The sequence below is a fragment of the Paenibacillus sp. FSL P4-0176 genome, from assembly GCF_037975265.1.
GTDB classification, from domain to species: Bacteria; Bacillota; Bacilli; order Paenibacillales; family Paenibacillaceae; genus Paenibacillus; species Paenibacillus amylolyticus.
In genome coordinates this window covers 4,598,610-4,617,190 of record NZ_CP150242.1, presented here as the reverse complement: position 1 = coordinate 4,617,190, position 18,581 = coordinate 4,598,610, and the positions used below count along the sequence as shown (strand labels likewise).

At 46.6% G+C, this 18,581-nt stretch carries 18 protein-coding genes; 17 read left to right on the top strand and 1 reads right to left on the bottom strand.

Going from position 1 to position 18,581, the window contains the following annotated elements; genetic code table 11:
• The first annotated feature begins 11 nt into the window (after positions 1-11).
• The 17 genes from MKY95_RS21420 to MKY95_RS21340 all read left to right on the top strand — a co-directional run bounded on the left by MKY95_RS21420 (position 12) and on the right by MKY95_RS21340 (position 16,784).
• Entirely contained in the window at positions 12-740 is a 729-nt protein-coding gene (locus MKY95_RS21420; protein WP_036607690.1) for a demethylmenaquinone methyltransferase, read from the top strand.
• Positions 733-1,599 (top strand): UbiA-like polyprenyltransferase, encoded by an 867-nt coding sequence (locus tag MKY95_RS21415; RefSeq protein WP_100527226.1) that lies wholly within the window; start codon positions 733-735, stop codon positions 1,597-1,599. The genes MKY95_RS21420 and MKY95_RS21415 overlap by 8 nt, the downstream gene beginning before the upstream one ends.
• Positions 1,600-2,220: a flavin prenyltransferase UbiX gene (locus MKY95_RS21410; RefSeq protein ID WP_017687702.1), complete on the top strand. Its 621-nt coding sequence runs from the start codon at positions 1,600-1,602 to the stop codon at positions 2,218-2,220.
• A gap of 343 nt (positions 2,221-2,563) precedes the next feature.
• Positions 2,564-3,538, top strand: a complete 975-nt coding sequence (locus MKY95_RS21405) for a polyprenyl synthetase family protein (RefSeq protein WP_017687703.1) — start codon at positions 2,564-2,566, stop codon at positions 3,536-3,538.
• A 154-nt stretch (positions 3,539-3,692) separates the two neighbouring features.
• Positions 3,693-4,136, top strand: a complete 444-nt coding sequence (gene ndk / locus MKY95_RS21400; protein WP_017687704.1) for a nucleoside-diphosphate kinase — start codon at positions 3,693-3,695, stop codon at positions 4,134-4,136.
• Positions 4,137-4,161: 25 nt separating this feature from the next.
• Positions 4,162-4,956, top strand: a complete 795-nt coding sequence (locus MKY95_RS21395) for a protein-glutamate O-methyltransferase CheR (protein WP_036607684.1) — start codon at positions 4,162-4,164, stop codon at positions 4,954-4,956.
• A gap of 178 nt (positions 4,957-5,134) precedes the next feature.
• Positions 5,135-6,304: a chorismate synthase gene (gene aroC, locus MKY95_RS21390; protein WP_036607682.1), complete on the top strand. Its 1,170-nt coding sequence runs from the start codon at positions 5,135-5,137 to the stop codon at positions 6,302-6,304.
• A gap of 1 nt (position 6,305) precedes the next feature.
• The gene (aroB, locus tag MKY95_RS21385) at positions 6,306-7,400 is read left to right on the top strand and encodes a 3-dehydroquinate synthase (protein ID WP_036607679.1); all 1,095 of its coding nucleotides are present in this window, start codon (positions 6,306-6,308) and stop codon (positions 7,398-7,400) included.
• Between the two features lie 5 nt (positions 7,401-7,405).
• A complete protein-coding gene (gene aroH / locus MKY95_RS21380; RefSeq protein ID WP_036607677.1) occupies positions 7,406-7,783 on the top strand; it encodes a chorismate mutase in 378 nt (125 codons plus the stop codon).
• A gap of 502 nt (positions 7,784-8,285) precedes the next feature.
• Positions 8,286-9,854 carry an anthranilate synthase component I gene (trpE, locus tag MKY95_RS21375; protein ID WP_036607674.1) on the top strand — a complete coding sequence of 523 codons (1,569 nt, stop codon included), beginning with the start codon at positions 8,286-8,288 and terminating at the stop codon, positions 9,852-9,854.
• Positions 9,855-9,922: 68 nt separating this feature from the next.
• Positions 9,923-10,963 carry an anthranilate phosphoribosyltransferase gene (gene trpD, locus MKY95_RS21370; RefSeq protein WP_091034830.1) on the top strand — a complete coding sequence of 347 codons (1,041 nt, stop codon included), beginning with the start codon at positions 9,923-9,925 and terminating at the stop codon, positions 10,961-10,963.
• Complete coding sequence (gene trpC, locus MKY95_RS21365) at positions 10,953-11,741, top strand: indole-3-glycerol phosphate synthase TrpC (protein ID WP_036607671.1); 789 nt, start codon at positions 10,953-10,955, stop codon at positions 11,739-11,741. Before trpD ends, trpC begins: the two co-directional genes overlap by 11 nt.
• A gap of 35 nt (positions 11,742-11,776) precedes the next feature.
• A complete protein-coding gene (locus tag MKY95_RS21360; RefSeq protein ID WP_036607903.1) occupies positions 11,777-12,478 on the top strand; it encodes a phosphoribosylanthranilate isomerase in 702 nt (233 codons plus the stop codon).
• Positions 12,475-13,674: a tryptophan synthase subunit beta gene (gene trpB / locus MKY95_RS21355; protein ID WP_047843556.1), complete on the top strand. Its 1,200-nt coding sequence runs from the start codon at positions 12,475-12,477 to the stop codon at positions 13,672-13,674. Before MKY95_RS21360 ends, trpB begins: the two co-directional genes overlap by 4 nt.
• On the top strand, positions 13,671-14,477 hold the full coding sequence (gene trpA / locus MKY95_RS21350; RefSeq protein WP_047843555.1) for a tryptophan synthase subunit alpha: 807 nt from the start codon (positions 13,671-13,673) through the stop codon (positions 14,475-14,477). Before trpB ends, trpA begins: the two co-directional genes overlap by 4 nt.
• An 85-nt stretch (positions 14,478-14,562) precedes the next feature.
• The gene (hisC, locus tag MKY95_RS21345; RefSeq protein ID WP_047843554.1) at positions 14,563-15,663 is read left to right on the top strand and encodes a histidinol-phosphate transaminase; all 1,101 of its coding nucleotides are present in this window, start codon (positions 14,563-14,565) and stop codon (positions 15,661-15,663) included.
• Positions 15,664-15,689: 26 nt separating this feature from the next.
• Positions 15,690-16,784 carry a prephenate dehydrogenase gene (locus MKY95_RS21340; RefSeq protein ID WP_017687717.1) on the top strand — a complete coding sequence of 365 codons (1,095 nt, stop codon included), beginning with the start codon at positions 15,690-15,692 and terminating at the stop codon, positions 16,782-16,784.
• 290 nt (positions 16,785-17,074) lie between these two features.
• Here MKY95_RS21340 and MKY95_RS21335 read toward each other — a convergent pair whose 3' ends face one another.
• The gene (locus MKY95_RS21335) at positions 17,075-18,577 is read right to left on the bottom strand and encodes a recombinase family protein (RefSeq protein WP_076328311.1); all 1,503 of its coding nucleotides are present in this window, start codon (positions 18,575-18,577) and stop codon (positions 17,075-17,077) included.
• Positions 18,578-18,581 lie beyond the last annotated feature (4 nt).

Below are 18,581 nucleotides of genomic sequence, written 5' to 3'. Positions count from 1 at the left end.
GAGACAGACGAATGGGGAGCGGAGAGACCAAACCGAAAGAAGAATATGTCCATTCGGTTTTTCAGAGTATAGCCGGAAAATATGATGTCATGAATGATATTCTAAGTTTCCGCAGGCATAAGGCTTGGCGTAAATTCACCATGAAAAAGATGAATATGTCCAAAGGCGATACCGGTCTTGATTTGTGCTGCGGCACATGTGACTGGACGCTTGCTATGGCAGAGGCAAGTGAAACGGGGCACATGCATGGACTTGATTTCAGTAGCAACATGCTGGAGGTCGGCCAGACAAAGATCAATGCGGTGCAACGTCAAAAACAGATTACCCTGACACAGGGAAATGCCATGTCACTTCCTTTTGAAGACAATTCGTTTGATTATGTGACGATCGGGTTTGGGTTGCGTAATGTACCTGATCTCAGACAAGTGTTGTCTGAAATGAAACGTGTGGTCAAACCGGGTGGTATGGTTGTGTGCCTGGAATTGTCCAAGCCAACATGGCAGCCGTTCAAAGGCATTTATTATTTTTATTTTGAGAAGGTTTTACCGAATCTTGCCAAAGTGTTTGCTAAAAGTTTTGAGCAGTACAAATGGCTGCCTGACTCACTGGCCATTTTCCCGGGAAGGCAGGAACTGGCAGACATTTTTGCAGAAACTGGATTACAACAAGTGCAGGCCTACCCTCTGACCGGAGGTATCGCGGCACTGCATATTGGAACCAAGGAGAATCAGCATGTTTAGGAAAATTCGCATCTTTTTAGAAATGATCAAGATTGAACACACGCTTTTTGCTTTACCTTTTGCATTTATGGGGGCGATCCTCGGCTCCATGGTAGTGAATGATACCTTCCCAAGCTGGATGCAGATCATGTGGGTATTGCTTGCGATGATCGGTGCACGTAGTGCGGCTTTTGGTTTGAACCGAATTATTGACCAAGCGATTGATAGCAAAAACCCGCGTACCGCGATGAGAGCCATCCCGGCAGGACTGTTGAAAAATGGGGAAGTTGTTATATTTGTCATTATCTCATTTATATTGTTATTCTGGGCCTCATCCAATCTTAATGTATTATCGATGCAGCTGTTACCTATTGCTGTGTTTATGTTGGTACTGTATTCGTACACCAAACGATTCACATGGTTATGTCACGTTGTTCTCGGAATGACGATTGGTTTGGCACCACTTGGTGGCTGGGTAGCTGTAACAGGAACGATGGATTGGACAGCGATTGTGCTGTACGTTACGATTGTGTTCTGGACAGCGGGCTTTGATATTATCTATGCATGTCAGGATCTGGAATTTGATCAGGGTGAGGGTCTTCACTCCATACCTTCCCGTTTTGGCCTGGTTAAATCCTTGCAGATCGCTAAGTTCTTCCATGTGATTACTGCAATTGGTTTTCTTGCGTTATTGTTGATGACAGATCTGAGCTGGTGGTATGGCGCAGGCATGTTGGTGACGTATGGAATTCTGTTCTATCAACACTATATTGTATCGCCTAATGATATGAGCCGTGTTCAAACGGCGTTTTTTACCATGAACAGTTTGCTTAGTTTAATTGTATTTACGTTCACTCTGATTGATCTGGCGGTGAAATAAATGGTGCAGCAGCCGGACAATAAACGACTGGTTGTCGGAATTACCGGAGCGAGTGGCAGTATATATGGCATTCGATTAATTGAAACGCTGCTTGATTTGGAATATAACGTTCATCTGGTCATATCCAATGCAGGGTGGCGTGTACTGAAAGAAGAATTGGACTGGGATGTGACGAATCGGGACGCGGTGCTGGAAGAAAAATTCGGCAACCGTGCCGGTTCTCTGATCTATCATCCTGTGAGTGATATAGGGGCCTCCATTGCAAGTGGTTCTTATCTGGCCGACGGCATGATTATCATGCCATGTTCGATGGGAACTCTTTCGTCCATCGCGCAGGGATCGTCGGATAATCTGATGTCTCGCGCAGCGGATGTTATGATGAAAGAGGGAAGAACATTGATCCTCGTACCACGTGAGACGCCTCTTCATGCAATCCATCTGGAGAACATGCTGAAGCTTTCTCGTCTTGGTGTACGAATGATACCGGCTATGCCTGCTTTTTATTACAAACCTCAGACTATGGATGAGTTGATTCTGTTTTTAGTGGGTAAAGTGCTGGATAGCTTGCGCATCCCACATCAACTGTTTACAAGATGGGGAGAACCGGATGAACGGGGATAACGACTGAGTTCGATACAAGGCTGTTTTTTGCCAAAGTGTTGCTCGGTTTATTTGTCCCCCGAATCCCGGGGTATTGGTGAGCACTGATGGTGAGTCTTCATGAACCACAGTCTTGACCCATGCTCCGGCAACTTCTGTATTTTGTTTCAGAACAAGTCGCAGAGTTTAATTTTCGGGTGTCGGCTATGACATTCGGAGAAGAAAAACACGTTAGATTACCTTATAGAACAACACAAGCAAGAACGGTAAGCCGGGTTTTTCGTAATGCCTGCAGGCCCGACTTGCTGGAGGGGAAGGTAAGCATGAATTTATGGACTGACAATACGCTGATACGGGTGAACGAATGAAACTATTGGATATTTTCGGGTTGTTAAAAAAGGACATGGATTACATTGAGAAAGAATTGTATCGCAGTGTTCGAGGAGAACAGAAGCTGCTGAGTGAAACGTCACTTCATTTGCTCAAAGCAGGAGGAAAACGGTTGCGGCCCGTTTTTGTGTTACTTGGTGGGAAATTTGGTACATACGACATTGAACGTCTGAAGCTGGTTGCGGTTCCGCTGGAACTCATCCATTCGGCATCCCTCGTTCATGATGATGTCATTGATAATGCGGAGACACGCCGAGGCAAACCCACGGTGAAGTCAAAATGGGATAACCGGATTGCCATGTACACTGGAGACTATATCTACGGTAAGGCACTTGAAATGACTGCCGGATTATCCGATCCAGCGATTCATCGTATCCTTGCCAAAGCTATGGTACAGATGTCCATTGGTGAGATGGAGCAAATTCGCGACTTTTTCAATACGGGACAAAGTGTTCGTAACTATCTGTTGCGGATTCGCCGCAAAACAGCACTTCTGATTGCGGTTAGCTGTCAGTTAGGGGCATTGGCTACACGTGCACCTGAGCATGTATCTTCCCTGCTGTATACGTACGGATACAATGTGGGGATGGCTTTCCAGATTCAAGATGATGTACTTGATCTGGTAGGTACTGAGAAACAACTTGGCAAGCCACCTGGCAGTGACATGAAGCAAGGAAATATCACTCTTCCTGTACTTTATGCCTTGGAAGAATCCGATCTGCGGGAACCTTTGCTTAAGGAGATTTCCCGTGTCCAGCATGAAGAAGGACGGGCAAGTGCATCGGATGCAATTGGAATGATTCGACAAAGTCAAGGAATTGCTAAAGCTGAAGCCCTTGCTGACCGATATATGAAGAAAGCGCTCGATGCTCTCGATCAGCTACCTAACATCAAGACGACCAAAAACCTGCGTGATATCGCTCATTTTGTGGTTAAACGTACACATTAAACAATGTATGACCTTCGACTCTCAGATTACTCATACCCAAAGATGAACAGAACTGTGAGATTCCTCATTGGGAGGATTTGGACATGTATGTTACAATCAGAGGGATTGCGTTTACATAGTGATTAACTTTGAACCGTGAGTGAGGAGTGAGCTGATGGATCGTACATTTTTGATGGTGAAGCCGGATGGTGTGCAGCGTGGATTGATCGGTCGAATTATTAGCCGTCTGGAAGACAAAGGATTTAAGTTGGTGGCAGGCAAATTGGTGCAGATGTCTGAGGATCAGGCAAAACGCCATTATGCTGAACATGAGGGTAAACCATTTTTCGATGATCTGGTTCGTTTTATCACATCGGGGCCTGTATTTGCCATGGTGTGGGAAGGCGACGATATTGTGGCGCTTGCGCGCATCGTCATCGGAAAAACCAATGTGAAGGAAGCAGCTCCAGGTACCATTCGCGGAGACTTCGCCAGCCACACACCACATAATCTGATTCATGGGGCAGATTCGCCGGAAAGTGCTTCCCGTGAAGCAGCAAATTTCTTTGCTTCAGATGAACTGGTGGTATACGACAAGAGCATCGCAGCCTGGTTGTAATTATTAGCCAAAAGGGTGATACACGATGCTGGAGCAAGAACAACTACTAGACCCGGATTACACCGGATTCATTCGTAAAATCAAAGAGAGCACAGGCATTGATCTTGCTCAATACAAGGAAGGCCAGATGAAAAGAAGGCTGACCACACTTCGCAACAAAAACGGGTTTCATACATTTTCTAACTTTTTTGAAGCTATGCAGAAAGATAAAACATTGTTCTACGAGTTCCTTGATCGTATGACGATTAACGTGTCGGAATTCTGGCGTAATCCCAATCGTTGGGAAGTGCTGCGGGACGAGATCCTGCCTGAGCTGCTGGGGTCCAAGCGTCGTGCTAAAGTTTGGAGTGCGGCCTGTTCAACAGGTGAAGAACCTTATACACTTGCCATGATTCTGGACACGATGGGCATTTTGAAGGACAGCTCCATTACGGCAAGTGATCTGGATGAAGGTGCATTGGCCAAAGCCAAGGAAGGGCGTTATATGGAACGCTCGCTTAAGGATGTGCCAAAGGAAACGGCGAACCGTTACTTCAAGCAGGATGGCTTGGTATACCGTATTGATGAGCAACTCAAAAATTCGATCAAGTTCATGAAACAAAATTTGCTGGTGGACCGTTTTGACGATGGGTACGATCTGATTGTGTGCCGAAATGTCATGATCTATTTTACCGAGGAAGCCAAAAACCTGTTGTATCACAAATTTGCAGCAAGTTTGCGTCCAGGCGGTATTTTGTTTGTGGGTAGTACGGAGCAGATCTTCTCCCCGGGACAATATGGTCTGGAGACAGCAGAGACATTCTTCTATCGGAAAAAATAATGATAATGGTTGTTCAGCCGTCTGAAGCACATGTACATGTGTTCAGGCGGTTATTTGTATACCAAGTACAAGAAAGCGCCGACTTTCTTGTCAAAGCCGGTCAGCTATACTATAATAAGCAAAGAAATTATGGGATTTTAGCAATGTGAAGTTTAACAGTTTAAAGGGGGAACGTATTATGAGTTTACGCTATTTAACCGCAGGGGAGACGCACGGACCCCAATTGACCGCTATTATTGAAGGATTGCCAAGTAATTTGACGATTGATTTTGAAGAACTGAATTTCCAGCTTCACCGCCGCCAAAAGGGATATGGCCGTGGACGCCGGATGCAGATCGAGAAGGATCAGGCGAATTTTGTTGGTGGTATCCGTCACGGATATACAACAGGTGCTCCGGTAGCGCTGGTTGTTCAAAATAACGACTGGAAACATTGGCAGAATATTATGAATATTGAGCCGATTGAAGGCAGTGACGAAGAGAAACGTCGCGTTCATCGCCCTCGTCCCGGACACGCTGATCTGAACGGTGGACTCAAGTATAATCATAAAGACTTGCGTAACGTACTGGAGCGCTCCAGTGCACGTGAGACAACGGTACGTGTGGCATGTGGTGCCATTGCACGTCAATTCCTGGCTGAATTCGGAATCAAGGTAGCTGGACGTGTACTTCGTATTGGAGAGATCGAAGCTCCGTATCAGGACCTTCCGATTGATGAACTGATCGCAGTGACAGAAGCTTCCTCTGTACGTGTTACGGATGCTGAGACAGAGAAGAAGATGGAAGCCTACATCGACCAGATTAAACAAGAAGGCGATTCCATCGGAGGAATAGTGGAATGTATCGTTGAAGGTGTACCTATTGGTCTTGGTAGTTATGTTCAATACGATCGCAAACTGGATGCACGAATCGCTCAAGGCGTAATGTCCATTAATGCATTCAAAGGTGTAGAGATTGGTATCGGATTCGAAGCCGGAGTCATTCGAGGATCACAGGTGCATGATGAGATCATGCATACGGATGAGCGCGGCTACCACCGGGCAACCAACCGTCTGGGTGGATTCGAAGGTGGTATGACAAACGGTATGCCAGTCGTTGTACGTGGTGTGATGAAGCCGATCCCAACGTTGTATAAGCCACTGCAAAGTGTCGATATTGATACAAAAGAAGCATTTACGGCTCAGGTTGAGCGCTCGGACGCTTGTGCTGTACCAGCAGCGAGTGTGGTTATGGAGCATGTTGTAGCGTGGGAAATTGCCAAAGCATTCCTGGAGAAATTCGGCGGGGATTCCATGGAAGAGATCCGTGCTAATGTTGCTAGTTATAATGCTCAACTGGAGAATTACTAATATGCGTCAGCTGACGGTACAGTTGGAGGAACGCTCATATCCGATTCTGATTGGCAGCGGTCTATTGGCACAAGCCCCTCAATATTTTGAGCAATATGGGTTGACCAAAAAAAGTCCGTTACTCATCATTACAGATGAAAATGTGGCTCCCAAATACTTGTCAGGTTTGGAGCAAACGCTGCGTACGGCTGGTTATACAGTCGTATCGGCGGTTGTACCCTCTGGTGAAACATCGAAATCCCTTTCGGTGTACCAGGATATGATGACCGTTGCGATCGAAGGCAAACTGGATCGGAGTTCTGCGATTCTGGCCTTAGGTGGTGGTGTCGTAGGTGATCTGGCTGGTTTTGTTGCCGCTACATATATGCGTGGAATCAAGTTTGTTCAAGTGCCTACAACGATTTTGGCGCATGACAGCAGTGTAGGCGGCAAGGTGGCTGTCAATCATCCGCTGGCCAAAAATATGATTGGTGCATTCCACCAGCCCGAGCTAGTGCTCTATGATGTGGACACACTTCAATCCTTGCCGCCACGAGATGTATCGGCAGGGTTGTCAGAGATGCTGAAGCACGGGCTGATCCGTGATGAGGCTTTTGCACATTGGTGTGAGGAACATGCGGAAGAACTGCTTGCGCTTAATCCGGAAGCACTTGGATACGGCTTGGAACGTGGATGTGGCATTAAGGCGGAGATTGTATCCAGAGACGAACGTGAAAATGGAGAACGTGCGTTGTTGAACCTGGGACATACGATTGGTCATGCCATTGAAGCGATCGCCGGTTATGGAGAATTTCTGCACGGAGAAGCGATCTCGATCGGTATGGCTGGATCAGCATTGCTTGGTGAGAAGCTTGGTGCGCCAGCAGGGCTCTATGAAGATACGGTCCGCATGTTGCGTTCACTTCGCCTTCCAACAACGATGCCTGCGCATCTCGACACGGATGCATTAATGGAAGCGATGATGCATGACAAAAAGTTCCGTGAAGGTCATATGGTGTTTATCATTCCTGATCGGATTGGGGCTGCAAGAATTGTGAAGGACGTACCTGTGTCGGCAGTTCGGGACGTCATTGAAATGCTCAGGAAGGGAGAATAACAGCAATGGTCACACGGGGAATTCGCGGGGCTACAACAGTCACGCAGAACAACGAAGAACAGATTTTGAAGGAAACGGCTGTATTGTTGCAGGAGATCGTGGATCGCAATGAGATCCAACCGGAAGATATCTGCAGTGTGTGGATTACGTTAACTGGTGATCTGGATGCTGCTTTCCCGGCAAAAGCTATTCGTCAACTGGATGGCTGGGAACTCGTACCACTGATGTGTGCACTGGAGGTTCCTGTTAAAGGTGCCTTGGCGCAGTGCATTCGTTTCATGGTGCATGTGAATACAAACAAAGCTCAGAATGAAATCAACCATGTGTATCTGAACGGTGCACAGGCATTACGTCCGGATTTGGCAACACCTTCTGGTTCTTAAGTAGTGGGTTGTCAAACCGATCATAATGATGTATAGTGAGAACCAGTTGAGTAGAGTAGAGATTGAGCTGAGAGCAGCTGAGCTAGTGGAGTATATAGCAGAGTCCAGTGGGTGGTAACCGGGGCAACAGAAACCGGTCAACTGATTCACGGTACGTCGTGCTACGGAATAGCTAACAGGAACAGGGAAAACAAACGTGTCATAGGACATCTTTTGTTTTGATATATTTTGGTACAAACACAATCATTGCACTCTCCTATATTTACAAAATATTGGAATGAGTAGTTGGAGTGTTATAACTGATATATTTTCCCGAATTGGATGATGTGAGATGCATCAATTCAGCGACCTGTGAATAATCCGACAGCGAAGTATAGGGACTTGTTATTTATGAAGCATCACCCTGTTAAATACAGCTTATAACCAAACCTCTACCTGATGGTAGAGGTTTTTTTGTACATTGAATTGTTTCTTCTACCTAAATCTGAAAGGACGTGATCTGATGATAACGCCAAACGTTAATCAAGTACTGAAAATGTCGAATGAGTATAATCTGATTCCGGTAGTCAAACGGATTCTGGCAGATATGGAGACTCCGATTCGAATATTCCGCCGTTATGCTGACAACGACCGGGCATTCCTGTTGGAAAGTGTAGAGGGCGGTATCCAATGGGCGAGATACTCGTTCATCGGTACAGATCCGTTCCTGATGATTTCGGCCAAGAAGGGCCGTATTGTTGTAGAAGAAGCAGGGAAGACTCGTGAATTGCCAGGTAAACCGATCGAAGAACTGAAAGCACTGCTGCGTAAGTACCGCAGTCCAAAAGATGATGAACTGCCACCATTCACAGGTGGGGCAATTGGTTTCTTCGGATATGACCTGCTGTCCTATTATGAGAAACTTCCAGCTCACGCGCTGGATGACCTGAATATGGATGACATTCGCTTTATGTTCTGTGACCAGATTATCGTGTTTGACCATGTGAAGCAGCAGATGCTGCTCGTTGGTAATGTACACGTCAAGGACGGTGCAACGGATGACGAGATACGTCAAGCGTATGCAGTGACTTCGGAGAAGCTGGAGCAGGCGGCAGAACGTTTGCAACAGCAAGGACCAGGGGAGAACCTGAATCCGCGTTCCATTCCGGGAGACGTGGAACTGGGGGATATTCGCTCCAACCTCACGAAGGAGCAATTTATCGGTAATGTAGAGCAAGCCAAAGATTACATTCGCGCAGGTGATATTTTTCAAGTGGTATTATCCCAGCGTTTCCACATTGATACGGAAGTTTCTCCGCTTCACGTGTATCGTGTGCTTCGGACCCTGAATCCATCACCTTATATGTACTACCTCAAAATGGATGATGAGATTATCGTGGGTACTTCGCCAGAAGCGCTGGTCAAGGTGGACGGGAATCGTGTGGAGACACGACCGATTGCAGGTACACGTCCAAGGGGGGCAACAGAAGCGGAAGATCGTGCACTCGCTGCTGATCTGCTCCAGGATGAGAAGGAACGCGCGGAGCATCTGATGCTGGTTGATCTGGGTCGTAACGATCTGGGCCGGGTATCCAGCTTCGGCAGTGTGAAGTGTGACATGTTCATGGAGATTGAACGGTATTCTCACGTTATGCACATGGTATCCAACGTTACGGGCGAGCTTAGAGAAGATAAGGATTTCTTCGATGCGTTTCTCTCATGCTTGCCAGCGGGTACCGTATCCGGAGCACCGAAACTGCGTGCAATGGAGATTATCGCGGAACTGGAGAAAGAGGCACGGGGTGCTTATGCAGGAGCCATCGGATACCTTGGTTTCTCGGGTAACATGGACTCCTGTATTACGATTCGTACGATTATTTTTAAAAAAGGAAAAGCATATGTACAGGCCGGAGCGGGAATCGTATGGGATTCTGTGCCTGAGAATGAATATGAGGAAACGGTTAACAAAGCTAAAGCATTGCTCAAGGCGATTCGAACAGCAGAAGCAATGTTTCCTGCCAAAGAAAAGGACAGCACGTTGAGACTGGCGAATGCAGACTACTTTGTCACACCAGCGGCCGCTAAGAACTGAGAGAGGAGAGACCGGAGATGAACATAAACCCAATAATGAATGAGAACCCTGTAACCCCTATTGCTGAGATTACTCGTGAGGAAGGCATGAAAAATGGCCTGGCGAAGATTCTAGAGGGCAGCCATCTGGAGCAAGCCGAAGCAAGAGATTTGATGTACTCGATCATGAGAGGTGAGGCAACGCCGGCTCAAATCGGAGGTTTGCTGATGGCGCTACGGATGAAGGGTGAAACGGTAGATGAGATCACCGGTTTTGCTGAAGCCATGCGTGGTCAGGGCGGACGAATTCTAACGGATGGCAGCGGCTTGCTGGACACTTGTGGAACAGGTGGATCGGGTATTCACAAATTCAACATTTCCACAGCATCCGCGATCATTGCTTCGGCCGTCTCGGTTCGGGTCGCCAAACATGGCAACCGTTCAGCTTCAGGCAAAGCGGGTAGTGCAGATGTATTAGAGGCACTCGGTGTAAATATCCATCTCAACGGTGAGCAGGCCAGACAATGTCTGGATGATATCGGAATCTGCTTCTGTTTTGCCCAGGTATATCACCCTTCCATGCGACATGCAGCAGGACCAAGAAAAGAGCTGGGGGTTCGTACCATTTTCAATATGCTCGGACCGTTAACGAATCCTGCGGGAGCAGATCGCCAACTGCTTGGCCTGTATGATCGTTCCCGGACGCCGATGATTGCTGAAGTACTGAATCGTCTTGGTCTCAAAAGAGCGTTGGTTGTGGCCAGCCATGATGGTCTGGATGAAATCAGTATCTCGGCACCAACTCAGGTATCTGAACTTCGCAATGGTGAAGTGCACACCTATGATATTGATCCACGTGATATGGGTTTGTCTCTACATCCGCTCGAAGCGGTACTTGGAGGAGATGCGGCACAGAATGCCGAAATTATTAAGAGGATCTTCCAGGGTGAGCAGAGTGCCTATCGTGATGTCGTTCTGTTGAATGCCGGAGCGTGCATCTATGTATCCGGTCTTGCAGATAGCATTGCTGAAGGGGTGACACTTGCCGCAGAAGCGGTAGATTCGGGCAAAGCTGCCGGGAAGCTTGAACAGTTAATTCATACAACGGAGGCGTATAGTCATGTATCTTGATCGAATCGTTGCAACCAAACATAAAGAAGTTGAAGTTCTTGCACAAACATTTAACATGGATGAAGCTATCCAAAAAATCGAACAACTACCCGCAACTCGAGGGTTTGAAAAAGCATTATCAAGCGGACGCAATCGCAAACTTGGCCTTATTGCTGAAGTGAAAAAAGCTTCGCCATCCAAAGGGTTAATTCGTCCGGATTTTCATCCGGTAGAGATTGCTGCTGCTTATGAGCGAGCGGGTGCAGACTGCATCTCCGTATTAACAGATGTGTCGTATTTTCAAGGGAGCAATGAGTACTTGCAGGCGATTCATCAAGCGGTGAACATTCCGCTATTGCGCAAGGATTTTATTATAGATGAACGACAGATTGCCGAGGCAAGATTGCTGGGTGCGGACGCGGTATTGCTGATTGCCAGTATTCTGACACCTGAACAGATTCGTCAATATCTGGAATTTGCCAAAAGTTTGGGGCTGGATGCCTTGATTGAAGTCCATGATCGAACAGAACTGGAGCAGGTTTTGGAGATTCCGCAGGCAACACTTGTGGGCATCAACAATCGTAATCTGAAAACATTCGAAACCAGCCTGAACACGACACTGGATTTGATGGAATTGATTCCAAGTGGCGTTACCTTGATTAGCGAAAGTGGTATTGACGGACCAGAATCAACAGTACCTCTGATCCAGGCCGGTGTTCATGGTATTCTCGTAGGTGAGCATCTCATGCGCAAGGATGATGTCGAGGCGGCTGTATATGATCTGATGGGACCCAAATGATGAATACTTCCTTACACGATGGCACAGGCGACAGTATGTCAGAACTGAGAAACCCGCTGCCAGCGGCCGTAAAAATATGTGGACTTCAGGACGTTGAAGTGCTAAAATCGATGATAAACTTGCCTGTGGATTACATTGGTGTTGTTTTTGCCAAATCACGCCGCCGAATCGAACCCGAGCAGGCTGCTGCATTAAGAACGGTGTTGTTCGAATGGTCTACCTATGATCGGCCGAAGCTTGCGGGTGTATTTGTGAATCCTACGCTCGAAGAACTGGAACACATTATGGACATTGCTCAGCTGGATGTTATTCAACTGCATGGACAGGAGACTGCGGAATTTTGCCAGCAGGTGAAGCAGCGGTGGAATGCCGCAGTGTTCAAAGTTTTTTCTTTTCCCAAAGATGAAACGGGACCGGAAGCTGATGATGCAGCCATAAGGGCTCTTGATACTTATGATAAATACGTGGATGCGATATTGCTTGATACCCATGATCCTCTATATGGAGGGGGCTCCGGGAAAACGTTTGCCTGGGAGCGAATCCCTGCCTATGCTGAATGGGCAAAAAGTCGCGAAATTGCTCTGTTCGTTGCAGGAGGTTTGCAGCCGGACAATGTACAACAACTAATACAGACATATACACCTTTCGGCGTCGATGTATCCAGCGGCGTGGAGACTGAAGGTGTGAAGGATATTGCCAAAATTACAGCATTCGTAGAAAGGGTGAAGCAGGCATGACACATCAATTGCCGGATCAACACGGGCGTTTCGGTCACTTCGGAGGCCGCTTTGTACCTGAGACACTAATGAACGCACTTATTGAGTTGGAGGAGGCATACAGCCACTTCTCTGAAGATGAGGAATTTAACAAGGAACTGAACTATCTGCTAAGCGAGTATTCTGGACGTGAAACGCCATTGTATCATGCAGAGCAATTGTCACGCCGATTGGGCGGACCGAAAATTTATCTGAAACGTGAAGATCTCAATCATACAGGCGCGCACAAAATTAATAACGCCATTGGACAAGGTTTGCTTGCCAAACGGATGGGCAAAAAGAAAGTTATTGCCGAAACGGGTGCAGGTCAACATGGCGTTGCGACCGCAACCGTAGCCGCATTGCTTGGACTGGAATGCAAAGTATTTATGGGCGAAGAAGATACAGAACGTCAGCAGTTAAACGTATTTCGGATGAAGCTGCTCGGAGCAGAAGTAATTCCGGTGACGTCCGGAACACGGACACTGAAGGATGCTGGTAATGAAGCACTTCGCTACTGGGTCAGCAATGTAGAGGATACGTTCTATGTGCTCGGATCAGTGGTTGGTCCTCATCCATATCCGATGATGGTGCGGAATTTCCAACGTGTGATTGGTGATGAGACCCGTCGTCAGATTCAGGAGATCGAAGGGCGTTTGCCGGATGTAATTGTAGCCGCTGTTGGTGGAGGAAGTAATGCGATCGGTATGTTCTATCCATTTATCGGTGATCAGGATGTGAAGCTTGTTGGTGTTGAAGCCGCAGGCAAAGGGGTCGAAACCGAGTATCACGCTGCAACGATGACCAAAGGCACGCATGGTGTATTCCAGGGCTCTATGAGTTACCTGTTGCAGGATGAGTATGGACAGGTTCAGCCAGCGCATTCCATCTCGGCCGGACTTGATTATCCGGGTGTTGGTCCGGAGCATTCCTATCTCAAGGATATTGAACGGGCAAAATATGTACCGATCACGGATCAGGAAGCACTGGATGCCCTGCAACTCCTATGTCGGACGGAGGGAATCATTCCTGCTCTGGAGTCTGCACATGCGGTTGCCCAAGTTGTCAAACTGGCGCCTGAACTTACAGCAAATGATATTGTAGTCATTTGTCTGTCGGGACGTGGAGACAAGGATGTTGAATCCATCATGAAATACACGGGAGGTGACTTGGGATGAATCTGATGGACCAGACCTTCCAGCAATTGAAGGAACAGAATCGTACGGCACTTATTCCATTTTTAACCGTGGGAGACCCGGATGTGGACACAACGATTGATATCATCAAGGAGCTTGAACAGGCTGGAGCGGATATTTTGGAACTGGGTGTTCCCTATTCCGATCCGCTTGCAGATGGCCCAGTCATTCAGCGCGCTTCCGAACGTGCGCTGAAGAGCCAGATTACCATTCGTACTGTTATGGAAACCGCTGCAAATGCTCGTAAGGCAGGTGTGAAACTGCCGTTTGTACTGTTCACCTATTATAATCCGGTATTGCAGACAGGCCTGGATGTATTCTTTGATGAATTGGTCAAACACGATATTAGTGGCATGATCATTCCGGACCTGCCGATTGAGGAAGCGGAAGAGATGCGAGAACGCGCAAATCGTGCTGGTGTGCATCTGGTGCCGCTTGTTGCACCTACATCTAATGCCCGGATTGAGCGGATTGTAACGGGCGCGAGGGGCTTTATCTATTGTGTATCATCCCTTGGGGTAACCGGAGAGAGAGCTTCTTTCTTTGATGGAGTAGAGAGCTTTATTGAGACGGTGAAAAGTCTGACAGACCTCCCTGTAGCTGTAGGTTTTGGTATCTCCAGTCATGAGCAGGTGGCACATTTCTCCCGCATCTGCGATGGCGTTGTTGTAGGTAGTGCCATTGTTCGTCAGGTGGAAGATGCGATTCCTCTGCTTGAAAATCCGGATACGCGTGCAGCGGGACTGTTGCAAATTCGCAACTTTGTGGCACAATTAAAGGGATAGAGTTGTCCTGAAAGGACATCTTTGGACACATGAGGTGCACGCTGATTCGTGTCTAACATTATTTCAATAACAGGAGGCGGTCGGGTTGAAACCGAAATCCCAGATTGTCAATCTGCCTGTGTACCAGCCGGGCAAACCGATTGAAGAAGTGAAACGTGAACTGGGGCTTGAACAAGTCATCAAGCTGGCCTCCAACGAAAACCCGTACGGCAGTTCTCCTGCCGCCCTGGAAGCCATTACGAGAGAAATGACGAATATAAGCATATACCCAGACGGTAGCTCGGTTGAGCTGACGGGAGTTCTTGCCAAGCATCTTGGCGTTGAACGGAACAACTTAATATTTGGTTGTGGTTCCGATGAGATTATTGCTTTGATCACGAGAGCTTTCTTCTTGCCGGGTGACGAGACCATTATGGCAGATCAGACATTTTCTGTATATAAAAGCAATGCAGATATTGAGGGTGCCGTGTCCATCGAAGTGCCTCTGAAAGATGGCACGCATGATCTGAGCGCGATGCTCGCGCAAATTAACGACAAAACCAAAGCAGTATGGGTGTGTAATCCAAATAATCCGACAGGTACGATTATCTCCGAGCAGGAACTTACAGCCTTTATGGACCGTGTGCCTGCTCATGTGATGGTCATACTGGACGAAGCTTATTATGAATTCGTAACCGATGAAGCATACCCGCAAAGTATACCATTGATCGAACGGTATCCGAACTTGGTCATCCTGCGGACATTCTCCAAAATTTACGGTTTGGCTTCGCTCCGGATCGGGTATGGTATTGCACGTCCCGAAATTATTGATTTGATTAACCGTGTACGTGAACCGTTTAACACCTCCCGTTTTGGACAGGTTGCGGCAAAAGCTGCACTACTGGATCAGGATTTTGTTCAAGAGTGCTCGAAGCGGAATGCAACGGATCGGGATTACCTGCAAAATGAATTTGCACGCCTCGGATTGTCGTATTTCCCTTCACAGGGTAATTTCATTATGGTTGACCTGAATATGCCTTCGGCAAATGCGTTCCAATCCTTGCTCAAACAAGGCATTATCGTTCGCTCAGGATTCCACGTATACCCAACTTACATTCGTGTGTCCGTCGGAACATCAGAACAGAACCGTGCATTTGTCACGGCACTGGAGAACACGCTGGCTGAGAAGGCGGTAGCACGCCCTTAAGACTGGCGATGAAAGAGTGAGGACCCATGAAACTAAAAATTGCAATGATTGGTGTAGGACTCATCGGCGGTTCACTGGCGCTCTGCTTCAAAGGCAAGCCAGATGTAACCGTGATGGGCTACGCCCACTTGGATGAACTGAAGGACAAGTACATAGCGAGCGGTGTAGTGGATGATGCTACGCTCTCTCTGGAAGAAGCGGTAGAGGATGCCGACTTTATTTTTTTGTGCGTTCCCGTAGGTTTGCTTGAATCCTATTTCGAAAAGCTCTCCAAGCTGCCATTGAAAAAAGGATGTATCATCACGGACGTAGGAAGCACTAAAGCTTCCATTGCCGCTTGTGCCGAGCATGTGCGGTTAACTGACGCTTACTTCATTGGTGGTCACCCTATGGCGGGGTCGGAGCGTGCAGGCGTAGATGCGGCCTCAGCCGTGTTGTTTGAGAATGCATACTATGTCTTAACCCCTTCAGAACATGTACCTGAGGAAGCCTACAGCAGGTTGTCTGAGCTGCTTGCGTATACGCGGGCACAGATCGTGCGTGTGGAGCCTCTGTTGCACGATGACATCGTGGGGGCGATTAGTCATCTGCCACATGTTATTGCTGTTGCGCTGGTGAATCAGGTGCGTGAATATAATGAGTCGAATCCACTGTATAAAATGCTGGCTGCAGGCGGTTTTCGGGATATTACCCGGATTGCGTCCAGTGATGCGATTGTGTGGAGAGATATCTTGCTTAGCAACCGTGATGTACTGCTGGGCTTGCTTAAGGACTGGAATAGCCAGATGACGGCCTTTACGGATATGTTGGAGCATAAGAACGGTGAAGGCATAGAGGAGGCATTCCGTCAGGCCCGCGAGTTCCGCAGTATATTACCAGAACGACGCAAAGGCATGATTTCTCCGTTATTTGATCTATATACTGATGTCCAGGATGCACCGGGTATGATCGGTAAGATCGCAACTGAGCTTGGGGCGAATGATATCAACTTGAGCAACTTGGAGATTATCGAAAACCGGGTGGATGTGCCGGGCATTATGCGTCTGTCTTTCCGTCAGGAAGAAGATATGGAACGAGCCAAGACGTTATTGGATTCATTAGGCTATCAAGTGTGGATATAAGACGAGAAAGAGGGCGAAAGCCCTCTTTTTTGTGAGGTTATATTGGAGTTATTATTTGATTTTCAGTCACAGAAAAAAAGGATGTATTATCCTGATTTACCGAAAGATATAATTAATTCAAACAATTTTACTGAAAGTGTTGACAAAATGAAAACGTATACATATAATAAGGGTACAGTATGGTTTCTCTCCACTCCTATCCTAATACTACGTTGCTTCGAAGTAAGCGACAGGTCGCCATTTGGCGGCCCTTTTTTTTGTTTGTATGCGCTTAAATGATAACATAATAATCAGTATAGGATGAGCTTCTTTTTGAATTTTTCAATACTCCTCGGATGAATCTCCCGTGTTTCACCCCATTTGAAATGAACTACCGCAGGCGATCCTGGTGTGATCTTTTCGACTAAGAGTTCGATTGATCTTCTTTTATCATCATCGGGTAGCTCGTTAATCAGTTCAGAGAATTCTTGTATTGCATCGTTGTAATCTCCGAATGACTTCGATTGCGGCAAAGGAATTTTATCTAACAATTCCAAAATCTCAGCTTTACGTTTTCCATATCTTCTCATGGACAACTCGTAATGATGCTCTTCAATTTTGTTATGAAGATAATAATCATCGAAAATCTTTTGTTCTGCATTGTTAATGTTGGCAAGTTCATCTTGAAGTTTAGAGAATGAATTATTGTTGTCAGAATCTTCTTTCATTTCAGGTATCAAAGATTCATAACCATATTTTTTCTCTGCCATGTTAGCAATCAGATTTATGACTGCTGCTTCAAAACTTTCTTGGTCATGGTTTGGACTGGAACACGATATCGTTCCCATAGATGTTTTGCGGCTACATACATATTTTCTCTTCTGTTTAGAATGGGACATGTAGCGAGAATGCATTTTAGATCCGCACTCTGGACAGATAAGAACAGAAGTGAGTAGTTGCCTTTCTTTTCCTTTCCATGCTTTATCTTTCCCGAACAATGTGGATTGAATGTAATTGAAATCATCCCAAGAGACGAGAACAGGGCATACAAGAAGCTTATAGCATTCGCCCTTCCAACGTTGCATAGCAGCGTAAGTTGGGTTTGTAAGCATATAACGAACTCTTCTAGCGGTCCATTCCTTGCCTGTTAGTGAGTAAACCTTTTGTTCATTCAACCACCTGGCTATCAAATACGGGCCTTTTCCTAGCTTCGCCATCCGAAAAATCTCTCTTACATAATAAGCACGTTCCGGAACTTCCTCGAATCCCAGACCATCTACTGTTTTCACAAAACCAAATGGGGCAGGACCACCATTCCAGCGACCCTTCTTAGCATTCGTTTCTTTGGAATCGTTTACTATCTCGCTGAGATTGTCTGAATAGTATTCATTGAGATCGACAAAGAAGCCAGCGACAAGACGTCCATTTGGTGTACTGAAATCTACAGACTCAGAAGCTGAACAAATATCAACTTGGTGAGAATTTAAGATCCCCTGTAACTCTTGAAAGTCTTTCTTTAGCCTTGTTAGACGAGACAGATTGAAGAAAACCATCTTTCTCACTCTTGGTCTATCCTCAATGCATTTCAAAGCATCCATCAATCCAGGACGTTTTGTGTACTTGATTCTAAATCCAGAGTAGTCAATATCTTTAAACACTTTGACTAATTTGAAATTATTGAACTCACAAAACTGTTCAATCTTTCTTAATTGCGTAAGCTCCGATATATCCTCTTTATCTTGACGTTGATCACTTTGACGTATATATCCGATTGCCTCTATTTCCTCATTCGTTTCACGGGCTCGTACCACCATATAT